The following is an 11939-nucleotide window of genomic DNA, read 5'->3' as shown; positions in this document are numbered from 1 at the left end:
ATTAATTTTAAATCTAATTGCGATGAGAATGTTAGTTAATGTTATCTTCCCTATTGAGCCTTTCAACTCAATGGCTAGAAATGGTACAGCAGGTGAGATCATCAGTCGAGTGATTGAAGATATTAAACCAGAGAGTATTTATTTTTCTGAACAAGACGGTAATCGAGGTGCGGTTATGGTAGTTGAAGTTCCTGATGCTTCCGCTATTCCATCTATTGCTGAACCTTGGTTTTTAAATTTTGAAGCCAATTGCGAGTTTAGGATTGCAATGACTCCTGATGATTTAATGCGGGCTAACCTCAGTAAACTTGCAGAAAAATGGCACGATGTTCATGTAATGTAAAGAAAGCGAAAGAACTAAAAGCACCACTTCAAATAAAATGGGGTGGTTTTTTTTGGAGCTATTTCCTGCTGACCGCTTCAAGCTTTTTCATAGAATTGCTTTTTCCAAGATAAAAAAGGAGCTTCCGCCGGTCGCTCTTCTTTCTCAGGAAAAAATACAATTCCATTTTAAAAGGCTTTCCACTTTCATCAGGGCTAGAAATCGGGAAGACGATTTCTTTTGGATTTTACGATTTAAAAAAAAGAAGTGAATAGTGTCAGTTTAAATAAAATGTAATTTTTCATTCTTAAAAGCCCTTAAAAATGCTGAAAAACAGGCGTTTTCTTTATTTTACACGTTAAAATCAAAAAAAAATGTTGTTTTTTGAATTTTATAACTTAAATTAGCCTTTTTGTAGATAAATTTTTCAGCGAAGTTTTTTTTGATTGTAAATACAAATCATCTCTTCATTAAAATATTTATTTTCAGCGCAACAATACATTTGGATTGTACTGCGTTACAGTTTAAGTTGCTTTTGCAATTCGAACAAAAAAACCAACTAGATTTTAAAATAAAATATTATTGCCCTCTTTTTTAAAAAGAGATGCCTTTTTTTATTTTTAAAATAAAGATAGTTGGAACAAACCCTAGCGAGATTTAATAATTATATCCCGAAATTGCTAAGGAGAATAAAAATGGGGTAAGTAATTTGAAATAAATGAATATGAGTTTAAGATTAGTTGTAACATTGTTTTTATTGAATAGTATTGTACTTTTTTCTCAGGAAAGCACCAAGAAACATACCATCGTAAAAGGAGAAACCATTTCGAGTATTGCAGAGAAATATGATGTAAAACAAAGTGAAATCTATAAACTAAATCCAAAAGCCAAGAATCTATTAAAACTCAATTCAGTATTATTAATTCCTGTTACTGCACCAAAAAATACCAATACCAAATCTAAGATTGCAACAAATTATTTCGGGAAAGAACACGAAGTACTTGCCAAAGAAACACTTTACGGAATCGCAAGACAATACGGGATTACAGTAAAAGAATTAAACGAAGCCAATCCTACATTAGAAACTTCAGGATTAAGAATAAGTCAAAAAATTACAATTCCCGGTAATGCAACTTCAACCGAAATCGCAGTTGTTCCCCAAGTAAAAAAGTCTTCACAAAAAGTACCTGTAGCAATTGAACCTCAAATTGCTGAAACCGAAAGTGCTATTGCAGAACAAACTGTTATAGAGGTTTTGCCAAAAGAAACAAAGTATTCCATTACAAAAAAATACGGAATCACAATCAAGGAATTCGATAAAGCCAATCCAACATTAGGAGTTAAATCACTTAAAGTGGGGCAAAAAATTAATATTCCTGCAAACGTATCACTAAAAACTGAAATCGCAGTTGCACCTCAAGAAAATAAAATACAATCCATACAAGAGCCGGCTGCTATTATTCAACCAATAAATGATTTCTCAAAGGCAGCATTGGTAATGGTTACAAACCCAACTGAAAGTTTAAATACTTCAAATGAAAATATTGTTCGGGAAGTGTTGCCAAAAGAAACCAAGTACGGTATTGCAAAACAATACGGAATTACGGTTCAGGAACTGGAAAAGCAAAATCCTGAAATTAAAAATAAGCTCCGTGTTGGGTATAAATTAAACATTCGATACGCTAATACAACTAATGAAAGTGTAGCAGTTTCGGATACTGAAAATACAACACATGAATTTACAAATATTGGTAATGATAACGAGAAATACAAAAATGTTGAAAACAACAATTGGGAATTCAAAAGTTTTGTAAAACCGGCTTCGAATCCTAATTTTTTAGATGAATTGATTGAAACCGCTTCATCTAATATCGGAACTAGATACCAGTCAGGTGGAACTTCAAAATCAGGCTTTGATTGTTCGGGTTTAATGTGTAACACATTTGAAGCTTTTGATATCAAATTGCCAAGAACTTCTTTAGAACAATCCCGTTTAGGAGTTGTTGTCAATCCAGAAGATGCTCAAAAAGGAGATTTAATTTTCTTTAAAACTAATGGAAGAAGCCGTATTAATCATGTTGGAATGGTTGTTGAAGTTTGCGATGGTGATATAAAATTCATTCATGCCTCTGTAGGTGGAGGTGTTGTAATTTCATCTGTTAAAGAGAAATATTATGAAAAAAAATTAACCCAAATCAATCGCGTTTTACAATAATCAAATTTTAGAAAATATACGACTCTTACATATAATGGAAACTCTTCAGGAAACTGGGGAGTTTTTTGTTTTATCAAATGTGATTTCATCTTTAAACTTTTTATACCTTCCAAAAAAGACAAGGATTAACTTCTCATTATTGTTTTGAGTTTTTTTATTTCCGGGTCTTTTTATTCGCTTTATTATTCAGTTCTCTTGCCTAAATTTGGGATATAAGGATGAAGCTGTAGCTTTTAAAAGTGGTAATCTATTTTTCAACGCTGTTTACTTCAATCCAATAGCCATCTGGATCCTGAAAATAAATCTGTTTAATACCGTCAGCACGAACGTTAATTTTATGAAGCGTTCCTGGCCAGTCAGAATAAGTGATCTTTAGGTTTTCCAATACTTTTACCAGTCCATCAAAGTTGACGGCTTTAAAAGCAAGATGTACCGCTCTATTTATTGTAACGGGATCTTTAATAGTAGAAACCAAATGCAATTCTTTTCCATCTCCTAAAGAAATCCAACGGATGCCTTCTTTTCTTGTTAAGTTAGTAATTTCTTTAAGTTTCAAAACGTTTGTGTAAAAATCAACCGAACGATCCAAATCTTTTACTGATAGCGCAGTATGATCCATAGTTAAAGAAAATGAGTTTTTGTCCTGCGCCCAAATTGATACAGTGAATACAAATGAAAGAAGTAAAAAGAGTGTTTTTTTCATAGCTATTTAATTTTGGTTTTTGATAAGGAAAAAGGGTAGTACTAAATCAGTTTGCAGTAAGAATACGATTGATGATTTTAATACAATCATCCGTATTACTGTTATTGGTGTTTATCGCCACACTATTATTGTTGTAAGGCGCATACATGTTTATATTAGGACGTGAGAACAAACCAACAGTTGGGGTTAGTGAAGCACTGGCCAAATGCATAATACCGCTATCGGCACCAATAAAAATCACGGTATTTGCAATTACTGACCCAATTTCACGAACGTCTTTACTATAAAAGGTAGGTGCTTTAAATCCAATTTGTGAAATATTTTCAACAGGTAACACTTCCATAATATTGTAATTGGGGTATTCCTTCTTTAAACGGTCATAAAATTCTTCCCACCAGGATTCTGAATAGCATTTATCGTCAGTAGCATAGGTAAAAATAGCGATTGTCTTTATATCGTTTTTTACTATTTCTTTCACTATTTTTTGACCTTCAGCAATTTCTGAAGAACTTAGCTTAATGTCTAATGATGGGACGGGATTCTCGTTATTCTCAAATCCTAATTTGGTTAAAAAACTTCTAAATTCATACACCGGATATTTTGCAATATGCTCATAATCGCTATATTTTAATTGAATGTTTTCATCAACTTCGCCAAAAAACTTATATTTTGCATTAGCAAATTGCGCAGACAATCTTCCTGATGAAGAACCTTTATCTACATTTATAACAATATCATAGTGTTGTTTTTTGATTTTTATCCAAACTTGAAAATAAGCTATTAAATTTTTAAAAGGCTTTTTAGGGAGTTCTATAATGTAATTGATGTTTTCATAATTTTGAAAAACAATAGGAGCTAGCCCTCCTTTTACAAATAGATCAATTTTACACTCTGGAAAAGTGAAGATAACTTCTTGCACTAGCGGCGTAATCAACAAAAGGTTTCCTAATCTATGATTTGGCCTTGAAATTAAAACTCTTTTAATTTCGATTTTTTGAGTTAAATCAATTTTTTGATTCTTTTGTGAACTGCCAATGTTTTTAGTCAGGTTGTGTGTTATTATCCTTCTATATTCATTTACTTTTTTTAAGACACTCATGCTTTTAATGTTATAGGGTATTGAATTCTTTTCAGTTAAAATTAAAAAGGTTGTGAATATTCATGAAACAAAATATGAAATAATTAAACACAGCCCAGAAATGTACTACGTACTTGACAAATGTACAATATAGATGGAAATCATTCGGCTTATCCCATAAAATAAAAAGAGAACGAGAATTTATACTTGTGCAAAGTCCCCTTCCTAAAGAGGGGAAGTGTGGTTGTAATTGATCTGGTATCAGATTTTACTTGGTTCAGTTGACTGCTATTAATTCATAATTCACTTTTTATATTATATAGAATTAATGTAAATTAGCCTTTTACATCATAAAAAAATCGCTATTGCTGAGCTGTCAGGATATATTTTTGCAATCTTTGAACTCTAAAAAATTAAACAGCGCTATGAGTAAGACGAAACTAATAATTAATCGCAATGGATCTATAAAAATAGAGGGTGATTTCGAAATAATGGACTTCGAAGGTAAAGTTTATGGACTGGAAGGAAGAACCGCATTGGGTCTTTGTCGTTGTGGATTATCATCCAATAAACCTTTTTGTGATGGTTCACACCGCAATAATTTTGAACATGAAGCAGAAGCATTTGACTTGCCGCCAATGAAAACGAATTAAAGAATACCGTTTTTCTTTTATTGGATAAAAATAGAATAATCTAGTATAGATTGCTTTGTGTATCGTTATTTTAAGACGGAACATTGAAGTATTCCTGAAAAAAATAAAGCCGCACAATTCATGTGGCTTTATTTTTTTGGTTCTGTTTATTCTTAGAGTAATATTCCGTATGCCTCGCAAAAAGCCTTGGTTACATATTCGTTTGAACAATAAACATAACCATTGTCGCAAAAATCGGTACCCCAGCTGTTGCGAACGATAAAATAATCTTCAGTATACCCCACAATGGCTACGGCGTGACCACCATGCATACTTTCCATATCATATACTTCAAACTTGTGTTCTGAGGTTATAGCCCATTGACTATCAGTGTCTACCAAAGCAAGTACAGGACCTTGACTTGAAATCCACATGCGTAGATAATCCACATTGCAGTCATCGTTATTGATTACCCTGTAGTAGCCTTTAATCCTCATCTGCGCGGCCAAATCAGTGAATTCTGTTGTTTTGAATTTCGTACTGAATAGGTCTGTATCTAGCGGAAGGTCTTTTTCGTGAACAGCACCATATTTTCGTAATATGTCCAGTGCAGCTTTCAAGCATACCCCGGAATTAATATCTTGAGATGTTGTAGTATCATCTTGGTCAGTTTCTTTAGCAGCCATCCATGTCAGCCATGATGACAGTTGATCTTCCTTACTGATCCGGTTTTCTTTAACAAGATGCCATCTAAGTAGTCCATGTGTAGATGCCCAACCCACACATGCGGATGTTTCGAGTTGGTCCCCAATTTCCCACCAGTCTTCACGCAAATCAAAAGTCTCTGGAAAGTCAGTTATTACTAGTCCTTCAACGATTGCCTTATCGAGTGTCCAATCGTTTTCTTTATCAAAAGAGGGAACACAATTTAGTATTCTACCTGTTACTCTACCTCCTGCTGGCATAAATTTTGGTTTTAGTGTTTAGAAATTATACGTATATTCGGACACAAGATAGATGTTAAGGTTGGTTTTAGCAAGTGTGTGGATACATTGTTAAAGTACTTGTAAATAATCTACTTTTCGATTGGTCGATTATTAAAAAATGAGAAATTATAAGACATCCGAGCGAGTCTTCATAATTCATTAAAAGATAGTGTTTTATTACAAAAAATTAAAAACTTCCTATTTTTTTCAAATATTTAAAGATTTACCTATTTGAAATAGAAGTATATAACTTCTATTTTGGTTTGATGAAATTGTTTTATTAAAAAAGTTTATCCCACGGATTATCACTTCTGAAAGGAATGGCAGGAAGTCCTTCTTTGCTGATAAAATTGGATTGAGCAGCCTCGTTCCAACCAAAACGCACCGAAAGGGGATGTGGAACTTCGGGAGCAGAAACGATTATTTTATAGCCCTCTATTTCCGCTTTTGCCGGTACAAATTTCCCGTCCACACCTGCTATACTAAACCAGGTAAGAGGTCTTTTATCACGGCTTGCTAAACCACTTCCTACATTTGAAAAAGTGATTTCAATGGTATGGTGTACTATTTTCATTTTTTGATATGCAGGTCCGGAACAAACGACATTTTTTTGTCCATATGCTTTATTTGCGGCAACTAGACTTAAACGGTGACCAACTTCCCATTTGTATCCAGGATGTAAATCAGCAATGCTGTCGACTAAATCGGTAATCGCTATCATGCTTGTATTCTTTAAATGCAATGCCAGCGCCTGTGCTTCCCAAAATTCGGGAAGATTTTCAGTAGTATGTTGACGAACATCTTTGGCAGCAGAATAATTGTAGGGCGCTATTTGAACAAAATAAAAAGGTAATTTTTTATCTTTCCAATCGGTACGCCAACTTTCTATTAGTGTTTTTAACTTATAAGCATAACGGATATTTTCGTTCAGAAAACAATTTGATTCTCCCTGATACCATAGAATTCCTTTCAATGTAAAAGGAATTAGCGGTTGTATCATGCTGTCATAAAATTTACCGGGATCGCCACCATCCGCACTTAGTTTGTCTAGCGTTTTTCCGTTTTTCATTTTAGGAGCTATTTCCATTTTAGAAGCCTGAATCCAAGGTTCAATCCGGCTACCAGGCACTGCTGCAGCAATCATTCCGATAGGCACATGTAATTTGGCATATAAGTCTTTCGCAAAATAATAACCAACAGCCGAAAAATCAACCAATGGCCGCCCAATTGCCGAGTCCCAACCGAGATGTTCCGGACTTGGATCCATGTATTTTCGACGGTCGAGAAAAATGCGGATATTGGGATTATTTGCTGTGTTTAAATCATCCTCAGGAGGTCGGTTCCCCTTTACTGCTGATTGGAATTTACTATATTTTCGCATAGCATATTCCATGTTCGATTGGCCTGAACAAAGCCAGACTTCCCCGACCAATATATTTTTTAGTAGGATTGTATTTGTTCCTTTAATAGTCATTTCGCGTGGTGTAAATGATGCTTTCATCGGGCTGAGTTTCACTGACCATTTTCCAGAGCTGTCGGCAACCGTTGTTTTGCTTTGTCCAGCAAAAGCAACCGCTATTTTTTCGCCTGGACTGGCAGTTCCCCACACAGGTACTTCTTTCAGTTGTTGTAAAACCATGTTATGTCCCAGAATTTTCGGGAGTGTAACTTGACTAAAAAGGTTGAAAGTAACTAAAAGTAAAACAGTTAAAGATAAGAAAATCAATTTTTTGGAACACATATTTTTATAATTTAAAAAAGCACGGGATGATTAAAGCTCAGCCCGTGGATAAAGATTATTCAGTTTTCTGATTGTCGGTATTTTGAAGAAGTTTTTCAGAACTGATGTTGTCAATTTGGTGAAAGGGATTGCGGCAGGATGAATTACATTCCCGGCCAATATAAGACATTGAATTTGTGACCATCTGGATCTGCAAATCCAAAAGTGTATCCCTTGTCGAATTCCTGCGGTTCAGCATAAATTTTTCCGCCAGCTTTCTTGACCTTTATGAACCATTGATCAACTTCTTCTTTACTTTGTGCAGAAAGAGAAAAAATCACCTCGTTTTGTTTTTCAAGATTTGCAGCCTCACTGTTCGCAAAGCTTTCAAATCTTGTTTTCGCAAAGAAATGAATAATAAATTTATCATTGCCAAAAAAGAAACTCGACAACTCTTCCGTACGATTGCCATTTGTTTTAAAATCTAATTCTGTGTAGAATTTGGTTGTCCTGTCTAAGTCATTTGAGACAAGATTCGCCCATATCATTTTAGGTTCCATAAGGTTAAATTTTTAGATGTCTATTTGCGAAAACTAAGGTATGGATTTAATGCTTTTTATATGCAAAAAGCTATATTCAATTACGTTTATTATGCGGTTGTCAGAAAACTTACCGCTAAGGTTTCGTGTATTTTCGCAGGCGCGTAAAGAGCGGGATCTTCGAATTTTATTTTTTTTTAATTAGATATGCTTACTGCTTTTTTCAAATATTCGTTGGTTTTCAGTTGGCATAACATAAAGCCTGCAACAGCAGTCCGTGCTATTTTAAGGTTGAGTTTTTTGTATGTTCCTTCAAAACCAATTTTGTATTGATTGGTAATTTCGCCATCAGTTAATGCACTTGGTCTTACGATTGTATAATCCAAATTGCTATTTAAGATGTGTTTTTCTTGTAATTGATGGTCTTGAAATGCTTTTTTGAGCAACATTCCAAACATAATGTGTTTCCAAATAAAATTGAGGTTTCCATAACTTTCGCCCATACCGAGTGTGGTTTGACAAATCAACCTTTTAATCCCTTTTTTATTCATTGCATCAATGATGTTTTTTGTTCCCGAGGCTCTTATTTTTCCGGCTTTTCCGTCACCTAAAACACACAAAACTGCATCTTGATTTTGCAGTGCATTTTCTACTTCGCTTACATTCAAAACATCAGCTTTGCAAATAGTAAGATTGACATGATTGAGGTTCTGTATTTTTTCAGGATTGCGAACAAAGGCTGTAACATCATAGCCTTTATTTAATGCTTGTTTTACGATTTCAACGCCAACTGTTCCTGTTGCACCAAAAATTATTACTTTCATTTTATTCTATTTTTAAAATTGATGAGGCAAAATTGCGACGGATAAACCGTGTAAAATAGAATAAAAACGACAGTTCTTTTATTTATTAAAAGTTTTTGGTGTTTTGCCTGTAAAAGCCTTGAATACTTTGATGAAGTGAGATTGATCTGAGAAACCGTTTTGATATACAATATCGGTGAGTTTGGTGTAATCTTTTATGGTTAGTTGTTCCAGTGAAGCCTGAAACTGGATGATTTTAGCAAATTGTTTGGCTGAAAGTCCCGTTTCATTCAAAAATCTACGTTCAAAAGTACGTATATTGAGATTTGATTTTTCGGCAACCGCACGAATGCTTTCCTGACCTTTTGTGTGGATAATGCTTTCTATGCCTTGTCGTATTTCAAAATCAAGATTTTGCCTTTTCTTTTCAAAATACAATAAAAGCAACTTTGAGATGATTTCAATTTTATCTTTTACGGTTTTGCACGATACCAATTGCTGGTTAAGATGAGCAATATTGTCTACGGTGTCTTCCAAATAGTAGCAATTATCGTTTATACTTTGCGGAGCGATATTGAAAAATGTTCTTAAAACAAAAGGATACAATTGGAAAATCAGGATGAGGTATGTTCCCGAAATTTCCAGTTCAATGGGTTTGATTGTTTGACCGTAAAGAAAAATTTCTGGCATTATTTTGTTGTGTGGCTTTACGATTAATCCGTTATCGGTTTGCTGAAACATTAATCCGGGGAAACCATCTGCAAAAAAAGGTAAACAGGTTTTTATGTTTTTGTCCTTATTTTCAAACACCCAAATATTTTTCACAAAAAGCGAAATAGATTTATCAGGAAGGATGTTTTTAAAGTTCATTTACTCTTATTGTGAGGGTTTGTGGAATTACCGCTAACGTCAGTCTGTGAAAAAACTTCTGTTGTACTACAACCAAATATAGCAAAATACTTGTATAAAAAGAAGATTATTCTTATTTTTAAGAATGCAACACATCACCGGAATTTCCCGCCAACAAATGCGTTTTTCAAGTTTAGTAGACGCAATAAGTCTAGACAATCAAGTTCGGTTTATAGACGCTTTTGTTGAATATATAGATTTGATAAAACTTGGTTTCTCAGTTCAAACACTCAAAAAAAAGGTCGTCCGAGTTATACCAGCCAAGTATTTCTTAAGATCTATTTATACGGTTATCACAATGGTTTAAGAAGTAGTTGTAAATTAGAAAACGAATGTTTTAGAAACATTGAAATACAATGGCTCTACTTAACGGGATTGGAAAAAGTAAATGGAGAACACAGCCTGATTATGCTTGTGTATAACATTAAATGCAGTATCAATATACTCGGCGTTCCGGATTTGATTGCCAAACCCAAAAATGGAACTCGCCCTACAAGGCAAAAGCCTTGCTTTTAATAAAAAAAGATTTGTTTAAAGCTAAATACAGCTAACAATTTTTATTCAATTAAATAGCAGCCTGAAAAAAAGACTTCGTTATAAGGCTTGATTTGAATTGCAGTATCATGAAATTTGGAGGTTTTTAGAAAAAAAAAGAGGTTTTTTCACAGCCTGACGTTCTCGCGCTACAAGCAGTATGGGACTAAATTAAGCCCATTATTCGGATTTGCCTAATTTCCCAAATACAAAACCATTTTCCCATTAAGCCAATTGCTCAAATCCGTTGTAGCTGTTGTAGGCAGTGCTTTATTTTGATGCTTTAGACTTCTTAATGTTCAAAGCTTTCTGTTTTATCCATTGAATTGAAATATCAACAGGTGCTGTAATATTGCCAGAAGCTGTATTGTGTCCTAATGTTGAAAACAAGGTATATTCGAAAGGTTTGCCTTGAACTTTAAATGTATTTAATTGCTCTATACACAACTTTACTGGAATTTGGATATCTTTCTCACCAAAAAGCCAAAGTCCTGGAATAGAAAGAGTATTCAAGGAAATCTTTGGGTCAGTAGCTGTAAATTGATACCTGTCAGAATCATTATTGATATGTTCACGTGCTTCTGCTTCTGTGTGATTTTCCCAAAAATTATTATTCCCATTGGTATAAAACTGAAATCTAAGTTGTTCCAAAGTTGTAATTGTTGGGCAACTAAATAAAACCATAAATTCTATTAACGGATTTTTACTTGCAGCAATTGGGATTATCCATCCTGCTTGACTGAAACCAACAAGACCTATAGGTATATTTTTATACAGTTGATGAAGTTTGTTCACGGCAGCGCTTGCATCTTTTGCTAATAGAGTTAAATTAACTGAATCAATGTTATTTGTCCCAACTTCTGGACCAGCATAAACTCCACCAGATTCTCCAACTCCGCGTTTATCATATGTTAATACAGCTATGCCTTCTTTGGCAAGACGTTCAGCGAACTCCATTTCCCTTTTTACAGGGTCAGACCCATGAATAATTACAACTGCTGCAAATGGCTTTTTAGGATTTAAAATTGAGCCAGCAAGAGTTACTCCTTCACTTTTAAATGTTACATTCTCTATTTTTATAAAGTCTAATGATTGAGCTTTTACTTGATTTAGTGTCATCAAGTAAAGCAATAGAAAGAATATTCTGAAAAAAAAAGAGAGATTCTTTAGTTTTTTTTCTGCTTTAAGTTCAATCACGATATTTTTTTTTATCATATATTTTATCTATAATTTTTAGGTTTTTTTTGGAGCATTTCCTACAACGTTCTGGTAATCATCGGGTTTGGTGCTAAATTAAGATTTATTTTCGGATTATTACTAAACTTTTCAAGTACAAAACCATCTTTAAATTCAGCCTAAAACCCCAATCTTGCCAAACGGCTGTTGAACTAAACCTTCGGTAGCATCATTGTAGATTTTGATTATCTTACGAAGATAACTAAAATAGGATATTATGACTACAAAAAAAAGCATCCTGATGCGTTAAGAGAGAACAAAA

General features: G+C 33.9%; 12 protein-coding genes. 4 read left to right on the top strand and 8 right to left on the bottom strand.

Annotated elements, in window-relative coordinates; genetic code table 11:
• Positions 1–22 precede the first annotated feature (22 nt).
• Together ACNQGG_RS14160 and ACNQGG_RS14155 are read left to right on the top strand one after the other, a co-directional pair.
• The gene (locus ACNQGG_RS14160) at positions 23–343 is read left to right on the top strand and encodes a hypothetical protein (protein WP_039109077.1); all 321 of its coding nucleotides are present in this window, start codon (positions 23–25) and stop codon (positions 341–343) included.
• A 703-nt stretch (positions 344–1046) separates the two neighbouring features.
• Positions 1047–2537 (top strand): LysM peptidoglycan-binding domain-containing protein, encoded by a 1491-nt coding sequence (locus ACNQGG_RS14155; RefSeq protein ID WP_417965024.1) that lies wholly within the window; start codon positions 1047–1049, stop codon positions 2535–2537.
• A gap of 247 nt (positions 2538–2784) precedes the next feature.
• Here ACNQGG_RS14155 and ACNQGG_RS14150 read toward each other — a convergent pair whose 3' ends face one another.
• Both ACNQGG_RS14150 and ACNQGG_RS14145 read right to left on the bottom strand, forming a co-directional pair.
• Positions 2785–3240: a VOC family protein gene (locus ACNQGG_RS14150; protein ID WP_417965022.1), complete on the bottom strand. Its 456-nt coding sequence runs from the start codon at positions 3238–3240 to the stop codon at positions 2785–2787.
• Between the two features lie 46 nt (positions 3241–3286).
• The gene (locus ACNQGG_RS14145; protein ID WP_417965020.1) at positions 3287–4339 is read right to left on the bottom strand and encodes a glycosyltransferase family 9 protein; all 1053 of its coding nucleotides are present in this window, start codon (positions 4337–4339) and stop codon (positions 3287–3289) included.
• A gap of 404 nt (positions 4340–4743) precedes the next feature.
• Here ACNQGG_RS14145 and ACNQGG_RS14140 point away from each other — a divergent pair, with 404 nt between their 5' ends.
• Positions 4744–4971: a CDGSH iron-sulfur domain-containing protein gene (locus ACNQGG_RS14140; protein ID WP_416849124.1), complete on the top strand. Its 228-nt coding sequence runs from the start codon at positions 4744–4746 to the stop codon at positions 4969–4971.
• A gap of 152 nt (positions 4972–5123) precedes the next feature.
• Here ACNQGG_RS14140 and ACNQGG_RS14135 read toward each other — a convergent pair whose 3' ends face one another.
• The 5 genes from ACNQGG_RS14135 to ACNQGG_RS14115 form a co-directional block, all read right to left on the bottom strand.
• Complete coding sequence (locus tag ACNQGG_RS14135; protein ID WP_416856938.1) at positions 5124–5915, bottom strand: C1 family peptidase; 792 nt, start codon at positions 5913–5915, stop codon at positions 5124–5126.
• Positions 5916–6216: 301 nt separating this feature from the next.
• Positions 6217–7677 carry a sialate O-acetylesterase gene (locus tag ACNQGG_RS14130; protein WP_417965017.1) on the bottom strand — a complete coding sequence of 487 codons (1461 nt, stop codon included), beginning with the start codon at positions 7675–7677 and terminating at the stop codon, positions 6217–6219.
• 143 nt (positions 7678–7820) lie between these two features.
• On the bottom strand, positions 7821–8216 hold the full coding sequence (locus ACNQGG_RS14125; protein WP_417965015.1) for a VOC family protein: 396 nt from the start codon (positions 8214–8216) through the stop codon (positions 7821–7823).
• A gap of 176 nt (positions 8217–8392) precedes the next feature.
• Entirely contained in the window at positions 8393–9019 is a 627-nt protein-coding gene (locus ACNQGG_RS14120) for an NAD(P)-dependent oxidoreductase (protein WP_416856935.1), read from the bottom strand.
• A 78-nt stretch (positions 9020–9097) separates the two neighbouring features.
• A complete protein-coding gene (locus ACNQGG_RS14115; protein WP_416856934.1) occupies positions 9098–9868 on the bottom strand; it encodes a helix-turn-helix domain-containing protein in 771 nt (256 codons plus the stop codon).
• A gap of 228 nt (positions 9869–10096) precedes the next feature.
• Between ACNQGG_RS14115 and ACNQGG_RS14110 the strand changes: the two genes are divergently transcribed.
• Entirely contained in the window at positions 10097–10423 is a 327-nt protein-coding gene (locus ACNQGG_RS14110) for a transposase (RefSeq protein ID WP_417965145.1), read from the top strand.
• A 288-nt stretch (positions 10424–10711) separates the two neighbouring features.
• Here ACNQGG_RS14110 and ACNQGG_RS14105 read toward each other — a convergent pair whose 3' ends face one another.
• Positions 10712–11656: an alpha/beta hydrolase family protein gene (locus ACNQGG_RS14105; protein ID WP_417965012.1), complete on the bottom strand. Its 945-nt coding sequence runs from the start codon at positions 11654–11656 to the stop codon at positions 10712–10714.
• Between the last annotated feature and the right edge of the window lie 283 nt (positions 11657–11939).

This window comes from Flavobacterium esculini, assembly GCF_048284325.1.
GTDB lineage: Bacteria > Bacteroidota > Bacteroidia > Flavobacteriales > Flavobacteriaceae > Flavobacterium.
This window is presented reverse-complemented; position numbering and strand designations above follow the sequence as displayed.